The following is a 17,268-nucleotide window of genomic DNA, read 5'->3' as shown; positions in this document are numbered from 1 at the left end:
GCATGCTACCTACGTTTCGATCATGCCGGCCACGCGATGACGTGCCGGACGAGAGGAGCGGGGCATGTCGCAGCCCGGGCAGAGACTGCAGCACATCGCGGGCCGGGTCAGGCGATGGTCCGTGGCTGTGACGATCGGCGCCATGCTGACCGCGTCCCTGACATCGGTGGGGGTGACGCCGGCGCAGGCGTCATCGGCCGACTTCACCCTCTTCAACGGTCGTACGACCGCTCCGATCCTGATCGACGCCTCCTATGGCGGCGATCACGCCGAGCGGGACTACGCGCAGGTGCGCCGCGCGGTCCAGGACCTGCGTCAGGATGTCGCCATGGTGACCGGGGCGATCGATCCCGGTCAGGTGCAGAGCCTGTTCGCCGACGACGAGCCGGCCAAGCAGGCGCGGCTGGCCAAGGCCGACCAGCGCAAGCTGCCGGCCCTGCTGACCAAGGCCGCGGGTCAGAAGACCGCGATCATCGTCGGTCAGATCGGGCAGAGCCGGCTGATCGACGAGATCGTCGCAGCCGGCAAGTTCGACGAGGCCGCCGGGATCAAGGGCAAGTGGGAAGCGTACGCGACCAAGACCATCAAGAACCCGGTCCCCGGGGTCGGCGACGCGCTGGTGATCGCGGGCAGCGACGCCCGCGGGACGATCTACGGGATCTACTCGATCTCCGAGGAGATCGGCGTCTCGCCGTGGTACTGGTACAGCGACATGCCGGTCAAGCGGCGCGACGACATCGAGGTCGAAGGCAGGACCCGGGTCGAGGACGGGCCGGACGTCAAGTACCGCGGAATCTTCATCAACGACGAGGAACGCACCATCGCGTGGGCGAAGAAGAAGTTCCCCACCGGTAACGGCACACCTGATGTCAACTACTACCGGCACGTCTATGAGCTGATGCTGCGGCTCGGGCTGAACACGCTGTGGCCGGCGATGCACCTGGCCTCCAGGGCGTTCAACGCGGTCACCGACACCGGGACGTACGACAACGGGACCCCGATCAACGCTCGCGAGGCGGCGGCCTTCGGCGTGGTCGCCTCCTCCTCTCACGCGGAGCTGATGCTGCGCAACAACGAGGGGGAGTGGCGGCAGTGGTACGACCGCAACAAGGACGCGCTCGACATCAAGGGCGCGGACGCCGTGGCGGCCTTCAACTATTCGATCAACAAGCCCGCGATCCTGGAGTACTGGCGCCAGCGGGTGGTCGCCAACGCCGGCTTCGAGAACATCCTCGCCTTGGGTATCCGCGGTGTGCACGACAGTGATCCGGTGTTCACACCCGGCAACCCGTACGGGTTCAAGGACAAGATCGAGATGCTGGCCGACGTCATTCGCGAGCAGCGCGAGCTGATAGCGGCGGTCTACGGCAGCGCCGACGCCGTGCCGCAGGTGTTCATCCCCTACAAGGAGATGAACGATCTCTACAACGCCGGGCTGAAGAACTACATCCCCGGCGACGTGACCCTGATGTGGGCCGAGGACAACCAGGGCTACCTGCGCCAGGTGCCTACCCGGACCGAAGCCGCCCGGTCCGGCGGGAACGGCGTCTACTACCACATCTCCTACTGGGGCGAGCCGAAGAGCTACCTGTGGCTGAACTCGACGCCGATGTCCTTGATGGTGCAGCAGCTGCGTCGGGCGTGGAACTCTGGCGCGGGGCGCTACTGGATCCTCAATGTCGGCGACATCAAGCCCGGCGAGATCAAGCTCGACCTGTTCGCCAAGCTCGCGTGGGACGTCAAGGGCTATGACGACACGAACATCGGGAGCAGGTTCCTCACCGAGCACCTGCGGGGAGACTTCAGGCTGAGGGGCGACAGCGCCGCCGTGGTCGCCGACGCGCTGGAAAGGTTCGACGCGCTCGAGAACACCAAGCGCGCCGAGTTCTGGGGGGAGATCAACTCCTCCAACGCGGGCTCAGGAAGGATCCACGACGGTCAGGTCTTCCCGTTCAGCGCCACCTCGGACGGGGATGAGCTCCAGCGCTACATCAACGAGTCCAACGAGCTGGTGGCGATTCTCCAGGGTGTCTCCGCCAAGCTCGACCCGCGCTATCGCTCGGCGTTCTATCAGCAGGTGCTCCACCGAGTCCGGTCCTACCGCAACATGGCGGAGCAGATCGGCTACTACTGGAAGAACCAGCTCGCTGCCGCCCAAGGTCGCTACGCCAGCGCGGGAAGCTACGAGCTGCTCTCGAAGCAGGCCCGTGAGCGCATCCGCACCGACGAGGACTACTGGAACACGATCAGCGACGGCAAGTGGGACCACGCCATCGGCCACAGCCATCCCGAAGGCTTCCCGAACGAGGGCACCGTCATGCTGACCAACGACCGGTATGCCCGGGTGGCCACACCGGCCGACGCGGTGGGCGCCGCCGCCGAGGGCAGCAAGGAGCCCGGCCGCGGCACGCTGCGGTTCAACTCGGCCGCGCCCGACGACAAGCGGTTCTTCGACGTGTTCTCCCGGGACGACGTGGCCAAAGCGCAGGAGTGGGTCGCCGAGGCGGACGCTCGGTGGATCACCCTTTCTCAGCGCTCGGGCACGACCGCGACAGAGCAACGAGTCACGGTGACGGCCGCCAGGAACCACCCGGCCGCGACGGGGACGATCCGGGTCTTCAACGCCGTCCACGGCGCCAAGACCGGCGACCCGGTCGCGACGTTCACGGTCGAGGCGGAGCGGGCAGCCGTGGATCTGCGCCGGGCCGGGCCGGCGCACCTGGAGGCCAACGGATACGTGGCCCTGGAGGCCGAGCACTTCTCCGAGAACGTGCCCGGCGCCGACGGGAGCCGGTGGGCCCCCCTTGAGGGCGTGGGTCAGCGCGGGGCATCGATGGGCGGCTTCCCGGAGATCGCGCCTCGGGTCGACTCCGGCTTCGAGACGACCGCCCGCCTGAGATACCGGGTCTACTTCACCTCCACCGGGAAGTTCACCGGGACCTTCTACCGAGTTCCGACGCTGAACGAAGGCACGGAGGACGACGGCACGCCGCGAACCGCGCGTACGGCGATCGGGCTCGACGAGCAGGTCCCCGGCCTGCTGCGCGGCAACTCTGTCGCCGGTACGAGCACCAGCGCCTGGGGATTCAACATCATGCATGGCATCGAACCCCTGAACTTCACCATCGATGTGACCACGCCGGGATGGCACGACCTCGTGGTCTACCGCTCGGACGCGGCGATCCTCTTCGACCGGATCATCATCGAGACCCGCGCCGGCGCGGTCGGTGACGGCCTCGTCGGCCCGCCCGAGAGCCCGAACAACATCGCCGCACCCCAGCGGGCTACCGTGGCGCCTCATCCTGACACGATGCCCGAGCTCCGCCGGCTGCCCGCGATCCAGACATCGGTGGGTAGGACGAGCACGGTCGAGGGTGTGCGGGGTGTGGTGGCCGCGGAGTCGGACAACGAGAGCGCCGCGTCGGTCGCGGTGGCGGACGGTCTGGTGCGGGTCACCGGGCACAGGGTCGGGAAGGCCGAGCTCTCCATCACCGCTGGTGGTGGGGAGGCATGGGTGGCGCCTGTCACGGTGGGCCGCGCAGCTGGGGCGCCGGTCGGCGCCTATCTGGAGCGGGACGGTTCGGTTGTCTTCGACGCGGCCGACGCGCTGGAGAAGAGCGCTGCCGCCAACGCGACCGACAGCAACAACGGCACGCACGGCTGGGCGCTGGCTCGTAACGGTCTCCAGGTCGTCCCGCCGGCCGACGCCGGCGCGAAGGCGCAGTGGCTGGCGACCTCGGCGGCCCAGGCCGAGGCGTTGTTCAAGGCCGGCCCGGCGCAGAAGGTCAACGGGAGCTCCGCGGCGGGAGCGCCACCGCGGCTCGACTTCACCGTCGACATCCAGACCGGGGGCACGTACTACCTGTTCGTCAACACCAGCAACCCGAACGCCGACGCCGACTCCTACCATGTGATCGTCGATGGGCAGTGGAGATACCAGTCGAACAAGTCCGGGCCGGAGACGGGGTTCGAGACCTGGTACGGCAGCACGAGCGTCGCCGCGGCCGCGTTGGCGCTCGCGCCGGGTGAGCACACGATCTCGCTGGCGCCTCGTGAGGCCGGGCTGGTGCTCAACCAGATCGTCTTGACCACGAAGGACACACCCGGCCTCACCGGCTTCCAGACCCCCAGCGGCCGGAGCGCTTCATGACGCTCTGACATCGGGCGCTGGTGGGCAGGCCGCGGTGTTCCTCGGCGCTGTCGACGCCTGGCCGGACATCCCATGACGTCAAGATGTGACGTCATATGTCGTGGAACTTTCATGGCCTGTGACCACCACTGGCCGGCCTACCCGGCGAGCCCCCTCGATCGCTGCCCAACCGAAGGACCACACACCCCCTGCTCCATCGCGGGTCTCCCTCATCATCGCCTAGGCGCAGGAGTGGCCAGAACGCTTCCTGGCGACACTTGGGGCGTTGTTCAATTCTCAATTATTTGTTCTCATGGGGCCCTTGTCCCCTCCTGCGAAGGAACGGATTTGAGGTACCTGGGCCACGAGCCAGAGCGTCGTCCCGCAACTCGACCGCAGGCCATGGAACGGCCTTGGTCCGCACCGCTGCTGGACCACCTTTCACCTGAGGATCGCCGCCTCTTTCAGTTGTTCGGGAAAGGTCCCCATCGGAAGGTTCCTCATCAGTACATCCATCGAGCATTCGAGCGGTGGGCCGCGGTCACCCCAGACGAGGTCGCCGTAGAGCATCTCGGCGAGACCGTCTCATACCGTGAACTCGACCGCCAGGCGAACCTGCTGGCGGGCCTGCTGGTCCGGTACGGCGTTCGGCCAGGGGACAACGTCGGGCTGTTCGTCCGGCGCGGGATCCCCATGATGGTCGGACTGCTGGCCGCGTTGAAGGCGGGCGCGGCCTACGTGCCGCAGGACGTGGGCATCGCCCCGCAGGAGCATCTCCGCCATGTCATCGCCACGGCGGCCACGCGGGTGATCCTCACGCTGTCGGACGTGGAGGAGCGCATCCCGGCAGATGCCGGGCAAGTGTGCGTCCCCATCGACGCCGTCATGCGGGATGGTGGCCAGCGCGCGTTCGAGCCCGTCGATCCTGCGGGGGGCTGCTATGTACTGTTCACCTCCGGCACGACAGGAAAACCCAACGGTGTCATCGTCACCCATCGGAACGTCTGCAACGTCCTGCTCACCGAGCCCGGAGACCTCGGCATGCGTCCGGGCTCGCGGGTCGGGCAGATCCTCAACATCGGGTTCGACATGGCGGCGTGGGAGATTCTGGGTGCCCTCTCGCACGGCGCGACGCTGGTCATCCGGGGGAAGGACATCACCGAGACCGTGACGGACGTCGAGGTGTTGATCGCCACCCCGACGATCCTCTCAACGGTCGATCCGGGGCGCTGCCGCCGGGTACGGACAGCGGTCGTGGCTGGAGAGCCGTGCCCCCGCGCGCTCGCCGACCGGTGGGCGGCCGTCGGCACCTTCTACAACGCGTGCGGCCCGACCGAGACGACCATCGTCAACACGATGCAGCGCCATGATCCGGCGGCGATCCGGCTCACCATCGGCCGGCCCACGCCCAACAACACCGTGTACGTGCTCGACGAGCATGGGCGCCCGTGCGCCATCGGTGAGATCGGCGAGATGTGGGCCGGCGGCGAGTGCGTGTCCACGGGATATGCGGGCAACCCCGAGCTGACCGGCGAACGGTACGCGCCGGATCCATTCCTCGGCGGGGGACGGCTGATGTTCAGGACGCGGGATCTGGGGCGCTGGACGCCCGATGGCGAACTGGAACACCTGGGGCGGACCGATGACCAGGTCAAGATCCGAGGGTTCCGGGTCGAGCTGGACTCGGTCTCGGCCGTTCTCGAGGCGCTGCCTGGATGCAATCGCGCGGTGACGCTCAAGCTCGACGACCGGACCCTCGTGTCGTTCGTCGCCGGGGCGCATGTGGAACAGGAAGCAGCCCGAAGAGCGGTCGCCGCCGTGCTTCCTTATTACTGCGTCCCATCAGCCGTGCACGAAATGGGAGCGCTCCCACTCACTAGCAGAGGGAAGATCGACAAGGAGGCCCTGCTCCGGCTGGCGGTCGCGGAGGTGGCTTCATGACGACGATCGACGCAGGAGAAGGGGTCGCACGGCGGTCGAAGGTCGAACTGCCTGAGCTGACGTCGCTGCCACGGCGCATCCTCAAGCATCCGCGTCTCATGCATTACAACCGGCTTGCGGCCTTCGTCCTTGCGGTGAACCTGGTCGTTCTCTCGTACGGGCTGGGCTCGGGCGGGTGGTGGTCGCGGAACGGGGTGGACCTGCGCGCTCTGTCGTATGCGGCGCTGGGGAACTTCGCGCTGGCCGTCATCATCCGGCAGCAGTACGTCGTCAACCTGCTCTTCTGGCTCGCCATCCGGCCGCCCACCACGTGGCCGCTGCGGGCCCGGTGGGCGCTGGCCAAGGTCTACCACTTTGGCGGTCTGCACATCGGCGGCGCGCTGGCGGGGACGCTCTGGTTCCTCGCGCTCGTGGGTGGGCTGACCCACCACGCGATCCGGGGCCTGGGCGGCGGTGCGACGGCCGGGACCGTCGCGGTCTCCTACGCGCTGGTGGCGCTGCTCATCGGCATGGTGGTCACGGCACTGCCTCCGCTGCGGTCCAGGTTCCATGACCTCTTCGAACGAACGCACCGGTTCGGCGGCTGGAGCGTGCTGGTGCTCTTCTGGGTCCAGACAGTGCTGTTCGCGCGGGCCGTGGAGCAGAGCCTCACGGCGGCGCCTGGCATCTGGGTTCTGGCTGTGATCACGTTCAGCATCGCTCTGCCGTGGCTGCGGCTACGGCGGGTGCCGGTGGTCATCGAGCGACCGTCGTCACATGTGGCGCTGGTGCACTTCGACCACGGTGTCACGCCGTTCGCGGGCTCCTCGACGGCGGTCAGCCGAAGCCCGCTGCTGGAGTGGCACTCGTTCGCCAACGTCCCGACCCCGGGACGACCGGGGTTCCGGCTCACGATCTCGCGGTCGGGAGACTGGACCGGGTCCTTCATCGACGACCTGCCCTCGCACGTGTGGGTCAAGGGCATCGCCACCGCCGGGGTGGCCAACATCGAGACGCTGTTCACCAAGGTGGTGTACGTGGCCACCGGCAGCGGCATCGGGCCGTGCCTACCCCACCTGCTGGCCGCGCAGGTCCCGTCCCGGCTGGTGTGGTCGGCACGCCGGCACCGGAAAACCTACGGCGACGCGCTCGTCGACGAGATCCTGGCCGTCCAGCCCGACGCGGTCCTCTGGGACACCGCCGAACACGGCAAGCCCGACATGGTCCGGCTGGCGTACGCGGCGTACGCCGAGTTCGGTGCGGAGGCCGTCATCTGCATCTCGAACAAGCAGCTCACCTGGCAGGTCGTCCACGGCATGGAGCGCCGCGGCATCCCCGCCTACGGCGCAATCTGGGACTCCTGAGGAGGCAACGATGCACCTGAAGATCGATCGTGCCGGCCGCGTCGTCACCGTGCGCCTGCACCGCCCCGAAGTACTGAACGCACTCAACAGCGACCTGATGAACGACCTGATGGGCGCGCTGCGGCCGCTGGACCGCGACCCGGGCGTCGGCTGCTTCCTGATCACCGGCTCCGACCGGGCGTTCGCCGCCGGGGCCGACATCCGGGAGATGGCCGCCAAATCCGCGACCGACCTGGCCGAGGAGGACTTCTTCGCGGGATGGGAGGAGTTCGCGGCGCTGCGCACTCCGAAGATCGCCGCCGTCGCGGGGTACGCGCTCGGCGGCGGCTGCGAGCTCGCGATGATGTGCGACGTCATCATCGCCGCCGACACCGCGGTCTTCGGACAGCCCGAGATCCGGCTCGGGGTGATCCCCGGCATCGGCGGCACCCAGCGTCTCACCCGCCTGATCGGACGGGCCAAGGCGATGGACCTGATCCTCACCGGGCGCACACTCAACTCCGCGGAGGCAGAAAGCGCCGGCCTGGTCTCCCGGGTGGTCCCAGCCGACCGGCTCTTGGAGGAGGCAACGCAGATCGCAGCCACGATCGCCTCGTTCAGCAAATTGGCGGCCGTGGCCGCCCGGGAAGCGGTCAACCGGGCAGAGGAGACTTCCCTGCGCGAGGGTATGCTCTTCGAGCGACGCGTCTTCCACGCCCTCTTCGCCGGCGATGACCAGACAGAGGGCATGCGCGCTTTCCTGGAAAAACGCGCACCGTCCTTCAACGAAAGCCAGTAGCACTTGGCTGGATGGCGAAGTGTTGTGGGGTGAATAAGGCTGGCGGCAGACGTGACAAGCGCCGGTCCAGGTGGCGAGTAAAGTGCGCAGTTCGCCGAGGAGGCCCGGCGCTGAGGGCAGCGCCCTGCCGGGGCGGCGAGCGGGACAGCGTTTCTGGCCAGCAGCAGCCTTCCTGCTTGATGACAGGCGGAGGATGTAGCGATCGAGCGGAGGCTCGTGCCGCCTCCGGCAGCCCTGCCGGAGGCGGCACGAGGTCGCGTCACGCGACGGCGGTTCCCTCAAGTTCGACCATCAGGGTGGGGATCGCCAGCCGGGTCACCCCGAGCATCGTGGTGGAAGGTGACACCCCGGTGGCGCCCAACCGCGACGCCAGCACGCCGTAGTGCTGGAAAAGCAGATCGACGTCGGTGGTGTAGACGTTGAGCCGGACGAGGTTCGCGAGCGACATGCCGGCCTCGCCGAGCACGGCCTCCAGGTTGTCGAGGCTCAGCGCCAACTGCGCCGCCATGTCACCGTCATGCTGGGGCTTGCCGTCGCCGCTCATCGCGGTCTGCCCGGAGCAGTAGAGGGTCCGGGTGTGTCCGGAGACGATCTCACCCTGGTTGTACCCCATCTCCACCGACCACGCCCACGGGTTGACGGCCGTTCGCTCCATTGCCACATCAGCTCCATTCGATTCGTCGACATTACGCACGTCCATCGGCTCGATAGCCCACGATCTTGGACGCCGTGGTGATGAGCCTCCCAACAAATCACGACATCCTGTGTCGTGTATCTCGATAAAGTTCACCTATGCGCGCCGACCGGTTGGTCTCGCTGGTGCTGCTGCTGCGGCAGCACGGCCGGCTGTCCGCGGCCGCGCTGGCCCGCGAGCTGGAGGTGTCCACCCGCACCGTGCTGCGCGACATCGAGGCGCTGTCCACGGCCGGCGTCCCGGTCTACGCCGAACGCGGCCGGCACGGCGGCTTCGCGTTGTTGCCCGGTTTCCGGACCGAGCTCACCGGGCTGAACCCCGACGAGGCCCTTGCCCTGCTGGTCGCCGGATCGCGGCGCGGCGCGCAGGCCTTCGGCCTCGGCTCGGCGCTCGCTTCGGCGATGCTCAAGGTGGTCGACGCGCTCCCCGAAAGCTATCGGGACACCGCGGCCGGCGCGGCCGAGCGCTTGCTCATCGACCCGGAGACCGACCTGCTCTCGCGCCGGCTGGTCGCTGAGGAGGTGCCTGACGCCATAGCGGCCGAGATCCTGCGCGCGGTGTTCGCCGGACACAAGCTGCGGATCCACTACGCGGCTTGGGACCAGACCCCGAAGTGGCGCACGGTGGACCCGATCGGCCTGGTCACCATACGCGAGCGGGGCTACTTGCTGGCCACCAGGTCTGGCGCGGACCGCACCTACCGGCTGTCCCGGGTCTTGGCCGCCGAGGAACTCGCCGAACCCGCACAGCGACCAGACCGCGTCGATCTGGATCGGGCCTGGCAGGAACGCGGCACGCGGTTTCGGACCGGCGACGACCAAGTCACCATGCTGGTACGACTGAACCCGGCGCGGCGGGAGGACCTACTGGGTACCGCGCTGGCCGTTCGCGCCGAAGAAGCCGACGCGGACGGCTGGCTGCGGATGGAGGTGACCTTCCAAGATCCGAGACACGCCGAATGGGCGCTGTGGCAGCTCAGCACGAACGCGGAAGCCCTGGCCCCGCAGTGGCTGCGCACCTGCCTGCACAACCGCGCCGCCGCGGTCGCCACCCGCTACGGAGCGTCATCCTGAGAGTCGTCGTCCCCCTGAGCCCTGACAATGACGTGGGCATGCTGTCGGTCCAGGTCGCCCTGGTCCGCGTATGGCGGCTGGTGACGAGCGGGCTCTCGTTCGGCGGTCTAGGCGCCCCAGGGTCGTGACGGCCGCAAAAAAGGTCCCTCGGGTGTGTCGAGAATGCGGCGATGGCTCCGTCCCAGGTACACCAGTGGCCACGACGGGGCTGACGGCTCGTCGCGGCCGACGCGCGACCAACCACAACGATTCGCTGAGAACGACAACGGGAGGAATGACCGTGCGACCGAACGAGATCACCGAGGTTCTGAACCGACCGATCAGTCAGGAGCTGCTGGCTCGTGACGTGACCCGCTTGGCCTACGTCGCCAAGGACGGCACACCCCGCAATGTCCCGATCATCTTTGCCTGGAACGGCTCGGAGATCGTCATGTGCACGCCGAAGAACGCGCCGAAGCTTCAGGCCCTGAGCGCGAACCCGATGGTCGCCCTGACGATCGACACCGAGGTGCACCCGCCCAAGATCTTGCTCATCCGGGGCCGGGCCGAGCTGGACTTCGTCGATGGCATCCCGGAGGAGTACCTCCAGACGACCAGCAGCTACGAGATGACGCCCGAGCAACGGGTCGAGTGGGAGGCGGAGGTGCGTTCGCTCTACCACGACGGCATGGTCCGGATCGTCGTGACCCCGACCTGGGCGAAGCTGATCGACTTCGAGACGACCCTGCCGAGCGCGGTCGAGGAACTGCTCCAGCGGCGCGAGGAGCGTCAGCGCGCCTGAACGCCGCCCGGTCACCCGCCACGAGCGGATCCCCCGCCTCAAACGCGGTAGGCGGAGTCTGTGAAGTCCTGCCGGGAAATGCCCAGAAGGGATGTCGAGAACCCGCGCGCGGCTCCGTCCCCGGAGCGAACCCGGCCACAATGGGCCTGTACAACACCAAGGAGAAACACGATGGCCAAGTACCTGCTGCTCAAGCACTACCGGGGCGCGCCGGCGGCGGTTAACGACGTGCCGATGGACCAGTGGAGCCCGGAGGAGCTGTCAGCCCACCTGCAGTACATGCGTGACTTCGCCGCCCGGCTGGAGGGCACGGGCGAGTTCGTCGACAGCCAGGCGCTCCTGCCGGAGGGTACGTTCGTCCGCTACGACGGCGAGGGGCGGCCGCCGGTCACCGACGGCCCATTCGCCGAGACCAAGGACCTGATCGCCGGCTGGATGGTGATCGACGTCGAGACCTACGAGCGGGCACTCGAGCTGGCCGGCGAACTGTCCGCGGCTCCGGGCGCCGGCGGCGAGCCGATCCACGAGTGGCTCGAGGTGCGCCCGTTCATGGCCGAGCACCCCACGGTGATCGAGTGAACGAGTCGCTGCTGCGGGAGCTGGTGCCCGCGGTGATCGGTGTTCTCGTCCGTCGCGGAGCCGACTTCGCGGCGGCCGAGGACGCCGTGCAGGACGCCCTGGTCGAGGCCGTACGCGTGTGGCCGGAGGACTCCCTGCGAGATCCCAAGGGCTGGCTGATCACCGTGGCCTGGCGTAAGTTCCTGGACGCCGCCCGTGCCGAGTCCTCGCGACGGCACCGCGAGGAGCGCGTCGAGAGCGAGCCCGTGCCCGGCCCGGGTGAGGCGGTGGACGACACGCTCCCGCTGTACTTCCTGTGCGCGCACCCGTCCCTGACACCGGCATCGGCCGTCGCGCTCACGCTGCGGGCGGTCGGCGGCCTGACCACGCGCCAGATCGCGCAGGCCTACCTCGTGCCGGAGGCGACCATGGCCCAGCGCATCAGCCGGGCCAAGCGCACCGTCTCGGGCGTACGGTTCAACCAGCCCGGGGACCTCGCCACGGTGCTGCGCGTGCTCTACCTGGTCTTCAACGAGGGCTACTCCGGTGACGTCGACCTGGCCGGCGAGGCGATCCGGCTCGCCCGCCAGTTGGCGGCGATGACCAAGCACGAGGAGGTCGCGGGCCTGCTCGCGCTCATGCTGCTGCACCACGCACGTCGTCCGGCACGGACCGCTCCCGATGGCAGGCTCGTGCCGCTGGCCGAGCAGGACCGCGGCCTGTGGAACACCCGTCTGATCGCCGAGGGCGTCGACGTGCTCCAGGCCGCCCTCGCCCGCGATCGGCTGGGCGAGTTCCAGGCCCAGGCCGCCATCGCCGCGCTGCACGCCGACGCCCGCACGGCCGAGGAGACCGATTGGGTGCAGATCGTCGAGTGGTACGACGAACTCGTCCGCCTCACCGACAATCCGGTGGCCCGCCTCAACCGGGCCGTCGCGGTCGGCGAGGCGGACGGCCCGCGGGCCGGTCTGGCCGCCCTGGCCGGCCTCGACCCCGCCCTGCCCCGCCACACCGCCGTCGCGGCCTACCTGCACGAGCGTGACGGCGACCTGGTGACCGCGGCACGCCTCTATGCCGAAGCCGCCCGATCGGCGCTCAGCCTCCCCGAACGTGACCACCTCACGCGACAGGCCGTGCGGCTCAATGCGCAACCGCGCGGTTGAGCGGCGGGCGCTCACGACCTGGTTCAGGCGCGGTCAGGCAAGGAAACCCTGCGGGCGCCGCCTCTCGATCCCCTCCCTCCAGCGGCGGGAGCAGGCGTTGACGAGGAAGGCGGCAGGAAGGGTCGGCCGGCGATATCGATGGGACGAATCGAGGAAGTCACGTCTCATTGATCATGAAGCAGATCTGTGGGTGTCTTGGCCCGGCTAGATCGGGAAGTGGCCGCGGCGGATGCGCCAGTGGCGGCCGGCCTTCAGGTGGTCGACGATCGCGCGCTGGAGCACGGTGCGCCGCGGTAGCTGGTCGAGCGGCGTGGTCAGGGTGCGGAACACGAACCGCAGCACCTCGACGTCGGCGTCCAGCCCTTCCGGCTCCTCGTAGGGTTCCAGCTCGAACCGCCGCTGGAACCGGACGATGTTGGAGTCCTCGGGCAGGTACTCCAGTAGCTGCGGGTCGAGCAGCCACGAGCCGCAGGAGAAGGCCGTGTAGCGCTCGTCGGGAAAGTGGCGTGGGAAGAACGCGCGGGCCTCCTCGAGCGAGGCCGCGATCGCCTCCGGGGTCATCGGCCCCGACTCGGGGATGTGCAGGTGGATGGTGGTGCCGCCGCGATGGTGCTGCAGCCGGCCCAGCTCGTAGATGCCGCCGCGCGCGTGCAGTGTCAGCCAGCTCTGCATGACCGGCCAGCCCTCGCGGTGCATCCGCCGGTCGATCGCGAGGTTGCGGCCCAGATCCGCGAGGGTCGCCCACGACACGGCCTCGGCGATGCCGTGGTCGCGGTGGTAGCCCGTGACGACGTCGACCAGGGCCAGATACGCGTACACGTAGAGATGCCGCCAGGCGGGACCCCGTTCACGCGGCAGCTCCGGACCGGGCGACAGCCAGCCGTGCCCCCCGAGATCGGCGCGGACCAGGGCGATCGAGCGGTCGAGCAGCCAGCGCAGCTCCGGAGTCCACAGCGGAGAGCCGGGGTCGGGCCAGCCCGCCATGATCTCGGCGGCGTCGTCCGGCCGCACCGCGAGCCGGTCGAGGATCGCGGGCGCGTCGGCCTTGGCGGGCAGCGGAGCCGACGGCCGGTCGCCGGCGAGCCGGTGCACGCGCTCGACGTCCTCGACGGCTACCCCGAGCCGGGCGGCGATATCGTCCAGATCCACGCGGACGATCCTACGATCACCGGCAACGCCACGGAGAAGACTCCAGGGATCTGGTCGAGGTGGCTCAGGTGACATCCTCCGCCTCACGTCACCTTCTGGCGCACCTTCTGGCGCATCGTCTGGGACAATTTCTGTTCCTCACCTGGCGAGGCTCGAGACTTTGGGGTCGGCGGACGGCCGCCGTGGTGGAGCGGGGGAGGGGCGCAGGAATGCCCCGAAGGCGAATATCGCGACCAGCAGGAGGGCGCAGATCCCGGCGAACCAGTCGCCGAGCCTGGTGTACAGAGTCGGCACCGCACGATCCGGCAGGTCCGCGGTCACCGACACGAAGGAGGTGCCTGTGGTACGTGCCTCGGCCAGGAGGCGACCGTGCGGGTCGCTTACGGTCAAGGCGCCCTGCCGGGCCGCCCGTGCCACCGCGAGGCCGTTCTCGATGCCGCGCGTGATCGCCATCCGGCTGTGCAGCCACGCGTCGGCACCGAAGTCCCAGGCGGGTACGAACAGCGCGCTCGCCCCGTCGCGCCGATAGTCGCGGACCAGGTCGGGGAAGTCGAGATCGAAGCAGATCGCGATCGCCCAGCGCCGGCCGGATCCGGGTACGAACGCCTGCGCCTGACCGGCCTCGAAATCGCTCTCCAGCCCGGGGACGAGGTGGCGTTTGACGTACTCGACGGGCCGTCCGCCATCGGCGGGGAAGTCGATGGCCGCGTTGTACTCGCGCCCGTTCCTCGCGAGGACCAGCCCCGCGACGATGTCGATGTGGTGGCCGGAGGCGAGCCGGGACAGCGGTCCGGCGAGCAACGGCAGGTCCGCCTCATCCACCCGGAACGTCTTCTCGGGAAGAACGACGACCTCGGCCCCGCGCTCGGCCAGGGCCGGGATGCGGCTCACGTAACCGGCCAGCAGGTCACGCCCCTCGGGATCGGTCACCGCCACCGGGTCGACCGACCGGTCGGTGGCCAGCAGCGCCACCTTGACCGCCGCCCCGGCCTCGGCCGGTTGTAGCTGCCACCACCCGTAGCCCGCCACCAGGGCCGCGACCGTCGCGGCAGCCACGGCGACCCTCACCCGGCCGGCCGCACCGGGCCTCAACAGGGCGGCGGCCGTGGCCGCGACGCCCATCAGCACGAACGTCACGCCCCAGGGTCCGGTGGCCGAGGCTATCTGGATGACGGGAAGGACATCGGCCTGGGTATAGGCCAGGCTCCACCAGGCGCCGTTCGGCGTGATCAGCGACAGCGCGTACTCGATGACGACCCACGCGGCCGGGACGACGCCGACGGCCATCAGCGGGTGTCCGCGCACCGTCAGGCCCCGGTAGGCGATCACCACCAGGCCGAACAGCAGCGCCGAGCCGGCGAGCAGGAGTACGACCATCGTCGGCGGGATCTGCACTGTGTTCAGGAAATATCCCCACATGGGGGTCTGGCCGCCGAGCCAGGCGACGGACGCGGTGGCCAACGCCGCACGCGCTGAGCAGCGCGGGGCCAGGACAAGGACCGGGATCGGCGCGATCCACGTACACCACGGCACCGGCCGCAAGCCGGTACCGAGCAAGAACAGTGTGGCCGACAGCACCGCCGCGGCGATCAACCACCATCGTTGTGATCTCATCGAGCAGACTCCTCCGCCAGGGAAAGGGAAACTGCCTCGATACTCCACACCGGCGCCCTGCGCCCACATCGGCGGCGAGAGTGAACTCCGCTTTCCCTCTCACGGACCGCGCAGGCCACCCGGGCGCCTCATGGCCCCCTGCCTGGACCGCTCAGGCGCCGCCGGCGACGATGAGCCCCGACTCGTAGGCGAACACGACCGCCTGCACCCGATCGCGCAGCCCCAGCTTCGTCAGGATCCTGCTGACATGGCTCTTGACGGTGTACTCGCTGACGACCATCTCGCCGGCGATCTCCGCGTTGGACAGCCCCCGGGCCACCAGCCGCAGCGTCTCGGCCTCACGGCTGGTCAGCTCGGCGAGGCGGGCGGCCAGCCGGGGCGCCACTCCATGGCCAGGCCGGAGGACCAGATCCTCGATCAGGCGTCTGGTCACCGTCGGCGCCAGCAGTGACTCGCCCGCCGCCACCACGCGCACCGCCGCGGCCAGTTCGTCGCGACGGATGTCCTTCAGCAGGAAACCGCCGGCCCCCGCGCGTAGCGCGTCGTAGACGTACTCGTCCAGATCGAACATGGTCAGCACCAGCACCTTGGCGGACGTCGTCGCGCAGATCCGCTCGGTCGCCTCGATCCCGCCCATGCCGGGCATCCGTACGTCCATCAGCACGACGTCCGGGCGCAGCGCGGTGGCTGCCCGAACGGCCTCGGCGCCGTCGCCCGCCTCGCCGACGACGGTGATGTCGGCCTGGGCGTCAAGGATCATGGTGAAGCCGGCGCGGAACAGGTCCTGGTCGTCGGCCACGAGCACGCGGATCATACGTCTATCCAACCGGGAGCGAGGCCGCCACGACGAAGCCTTTCTCTCCCCGGCCGGCGCGCAGCGTCCCCCCGCAGGCGGCGGCCCGTTCCCGCATCCCGATCAGGCCATGTCCCTCGGCGGTGCCGTCGGCGCCCTTGCCGTCGTCGGCCACTTCGACCGTCAGAACGCCCGGTGTCCAGCTCAGTCGCACCCGCGCGGTGCGCGCGTCCGCGTGGCGCAGCACGTTCGTCAGCGCCTCCTGCACGATCCGGTACGCCGCGACGTCGACCTCGACGGGGATCGGCCGCGGCAGGCCGTCGCTGGTCATGCTCACCCGCAGCCCGGAACGGCCGGTCCGCTCGACAAGCTCCGGCAGGGCCGCGAGCCCGGGTTGCGGCTCCCGGTGACCGGTCTGGCCCGACCGCATCGTGCCGAGCAGGGTCCGCAGTTGGGCGATCGCGCCCCGGCCGGTGTCGGCGATCGTGTCGAAGGCGGCCTGCGCGCGTACGGGATCAGAGCGGAGCATCAGCGGCCCGGCCTCGGCCTGGACGACGATGAGGCCGACCGAGTGAGTGAGGATGTCATGCATGTCCCGGGCGATCCGCGCCCGCTCGTGAGCCGCGGCGATGGCTCGCTCCCGCTCCAGCCGCAGAGCCCGTTCGGCCAGCTCGGCGGCCCGGGCGCGGCGGGCGCGGGTGCTGGTGCCCAGCGCGTACGCGGCGACGAACGCCGTACCCACCACGCGATAGGAGTCCAGTCCTTCCTGCGGCAGGGCGAGGGAGACGTACACCCCTGCGCCGATGACCGGAACGGCGGCCAGCCGCAGCAGCGGCGGGCTCAGAGCGGCGATGGTGTAGGTGCCCACCAGCGGCCCGTACGGCAGCATCGGCTTCTCCCACATCACCAGCGCCGTCATCGCCAGCCCGACCACGCAGGTCACCACGAGCGGTGCGCTACGCCGCCACAACACAGGCACCGAGGCCAGCACGGCCAGCGCCACCACCCACCACGGCTGTGCGGAGGGGGCGAGCGCGGGACCGACGGTGGCCGCCGACACGGCGACCGTGATCGCGACGTCGACCACTCGTGGCGGCACGTCCGTCCACCGGGTGCGCAGCCGCTCAATAAGTCCGGGCATCTCGCCCAGTATCGGGATCCAAGCCGCCCGGCGCATCCCTCCCACGACGGATAGCGCCTCTCACTCTCAGGAGTGCTCGCCCTCGACCCGGCAGAGCGCGTTGGGTAGCTG

Annotated in this window: 13 protein-coding genes; 8 read left to right on the top strand and 5 right to left on the bottom strand. The window is 69.3% G+C overall.

Going from position 1 to position 17,268, the window contains the following annotated elements; genetic code table 11:
• The first annotated feature begins 64 nt into the window (after positions 1-64).
• The 4 genes from AB0H88_RS51010 (at position 65) to AB0H88_RS50995 (ending at position 8,191) form a co-directional block, all read left to right on the top strand.
• The gene (locus AB0H88_RS51010) at positions 65-4,150 is read left to right on the top strand and encodes a glycosyl hydrolase 115 family protein (protein WP_357657292.1); all 4,086 of its coding nucleotides are present in this window, start codon (positions 65-67) and stop codon (positions 4,148-4,150) included.
• Positions 4,151-4,597: 447 nt separating this feature from the next.
• Positions 4,598-6,070 (top strand): amino acid adenylation domain-containing protein, encoded by a 1,473-nt coding sequence (locus tag AB0H88_RS51005; protein WP_357657290.1) that lies wholly within the window; start codon positions 4,598-4,600, stop codon positions 6,068-6,070.
• Positions 6,067-7,413, top strand: coding sequence for a hypothetical protein (locus AB0H88_RS51000; protein WP_357657288.1), 1,347 nt, complete (start codon positions 6,067-6,069; stop codon positions 7,411-7,413). Before AB0H88_RS51005 ends, AB0H88_RS51000 begins: the two co-directional genes overlap by 4 nt.
• A gap of 10 nt (positions 7,414-7,423) precedes the next feature.
• Positions 7,424-8,191, top strand: a complete 768-nt coding sequence (locus AB0H88_RS50995) for an enoyl-CoA hydratase-related protein (RefSeq protein WP_357657286.1) — start codon at positions 7,424-7,426, stop codon at positions 8,189-8,191.
• A 259-nt stretch (positions 8,192-8,450) separates the two neighbouring features.
• Here the strand turns inward: AB0H88_RS50995 and AB0H88_RS50990 are convergent, their stop codons facing one another.
• On the bottom strand, positions 8,451-8,846 hold the full coding sequence (locus AB0H88_RS50990) for a RidA family protein (protein ID WP_357657333.1): 396 nt from the start codon (positions 8,844-8,846) through the stop codon (positions 8,451-8,453).
• A 137-nt stretch (positions 8,847-8,983) separates the two neighbouring features.
• Between AB0H88_RS50990 and AB0H88_RS50985 the strand changes: the two genes are divergently transcribed.
• The 4 genes from AB0H88_RS50985 to AB0H88_RS50970 all read left to right on the top strand — a co-directional run bounded on the left by AB0H88_RS50985 (position 8,984) and on the right by AB0H88_RS50970 (position 12,460).
• Positions 8,984-9,958, top strand: coding sequence for a WYL domain-containing protein (locus AB0H88_RS50985; protein WP_357657285.1), 975 nt, complete (start codon positions 8,984-8,986; stop codon positions 9,956-9,958).
• 274 nt (positions 9,959-10,232) lie between these two features.
• Positions 10,233-10,739: a pyridoxamine 5'-phosphate oxidase family protein gene (locus tag AB0H88_RS50980; RefSeq protein ID WP_357657284.1), complete on the top strand. Its 507-nt coding sequence runs from the start codon at positions 10,233-10,235 to the stop codon at positions 10,737-10,739.
• Positions 10,740-10,910: 171 nt separating this feature from the next.
• Positions 10,911-11,318 carry a YciI family protein gene (locus tag AB0H88_RS50975; protein ID WP_357657282.1) on the top strand — a complete coding sequence of 136 codons (408 nt, stop codon included), beginning with the start codon at positions 10,911-10,913 and terminating at the stop codon, positions 11,316-11,318.
• Positions 11,315-12,460 (top strand): DUF6596 domain-containing protein, encoded by a 1,146-nt coding sequence (locus AB0H88_RS50970; RefSeq protein ID WP_357657281.1) that lies wholly within the window; start codon positions 11,315-11,317, stop codon positions 12,458-12,460. The genes AB0H88_RS50975 and AB0H88_RS50970 overlap by 4 nt, the downstream gene beginning before the upstream one ends.
• Before the next feature lie 204 nt (positions 12,461-12,664).
• On the opposite strand, the gene AB0H88_RS50965 is transcribed toward AB0H88_RS50970, so the two are convergent.
• The 4 genes from AB0H88_RS50965 to AB0H88_RS50950 all read right to left on the bottom strand — a co-directional run bounded on the left by AB0H88_RS50965 (position 12,665) and on the right by AB0H88_RS50950 (position 17,157).
• Positions 12,665-13,609, bottom strand: coding sequence for an acyltransferase domain-containing protein (locus AB0H88_RS50965; protein WP_357657279.1), 945 nt, complete (start codon positions 13,607-13,609; stop codon positions 12,665-12,667).
• 138 nt (positions 13,610-13,747) lie between these two features.
• Entirely contained in the window at positions 13,748-15,223 is a 1,476-nt protein-coding gene (locus AB0H88_RS50960; RefSeq protein WP_357657278.1) for a nitrilase-related carbon-nitrogen hydrolase, read from the bottom strand.
• Positions 15,224-15,374: 151 nt separating this feature from the next.
• Positions 15,375-16,037 carry a response regulator transcription factor gene (locus AB0H88_RS50955; RefSeq protein ID WP_357657276.1) on the bottom strand — a complete coding sequence of 221 codons (663 nt, stop codon included), beginning with the start codon at positions 16,035-16,037 and terminating at the stop codon, positions 15,375-15,377.
• Between the two features lie 4 nt (positions 16,038-16,041).
• The gene (locus AB0H88_RS50950) at positions 16,042-17,157 is read right to left on the bottom strand and encodes a sensor histidine kinase (protein WP_357657274.1); all 1,116 of its coding nucleotides are present in this window, start codon (positions 17,155-17,157) and stop codon (positions 16,042-16,044) included.
• Between the last annotated feature and the right edge of the window lie 111 nt (positions 17,158-17,268).

Source organism: Nonomuraea sp. NPDC050680, from assembly GCF_040654555.1.
Lineage (GTDB): Bacteria > Actinomycetota > Actinomycetes > Streptosporangiales > Streptosporangiaceae > Nonomuraea.
Note: the sequence above shows the minus strand (reverse complement) of the source record. Positions and strands in the feature narration are given on the sequence as shown.

Excerpts from the sequence above, each read along its gene's own strand:
- AB0H88_RS51010 (WP_357657292.1), top strand. The coding sequence starts at position 65 with ATGTCGCAGCCCGGGCAGAGACTGCAGCACATCGCGGGCCGGGTCAGG.
- AB0H88_RS51000 (WP_357657288.1), top strand. The coding sequence starts at position 6,067 with ATGACGACGATCGACGCAGGAGAAGGGGTCGCACGGCGGTCGAAGGTC.
- AB0H88_RS50995 (WP_357657286.1), top strand. The coding sequence starts at position 7,424 with ATGCACCTGAAGATCGATCGTGCCGGCCGCGTCGTCACCGTGCGCCTG.
- AB0H88_RS50990 (WP_357657333.1), bottom strand. The coding sequence starts at position 8,846 with ATGGAGCGAACGGCCGTCAACCCGTGGGCGTGGTCGGTGGAGATGGGG.
- AB0H88_RS50985 (WP_357657285.1), top strand. The coding sequence starts at position 8,984 with ATGCGCGCCGACCGGTTGGTCTCGCTGGTGCTGCTGCTGCGGCAGCAC.
- AB0H88_RS50980 (WP_357657284.1), top strand. The coding sequence starts at position 10,233 with ATGACCGTGCGACCGAACGAGATCACCGAGGTTCTGAACCGACCGATC.
- AB0H88_RS50975 (WP_357657282.1), top strand. The coding sequence starts at position 10,911 with ATGGCCAAGTACCTGCTGCTCAAGCACTACCGGGGCGCGCCGGCGGCG.
- AB0H88_RS50960 (WP_357657278.1), bottom strand. The coding sequence starts at position 15,223 with ATGAGATCACAACGATGGTGGTTGATCGCCGCGGCGGTGCTGTCGGCC.
- AB0H88_RS50955 (WP_357657276.1), bottom strand. The coding sequence starts at position 16,037 with ATGATCCGCGTGCTCGTGGCCGACGACCAGGACCTGTTCCGCGCCGGC.
- AB0H88_RS50950 (WP_357657274.1), bottom strand. The coding sequence starts at position 17,157 with ATGCCCGGACTTATTGAGCGGCTGCGCACCCGGTGGACGGACGTGCCG.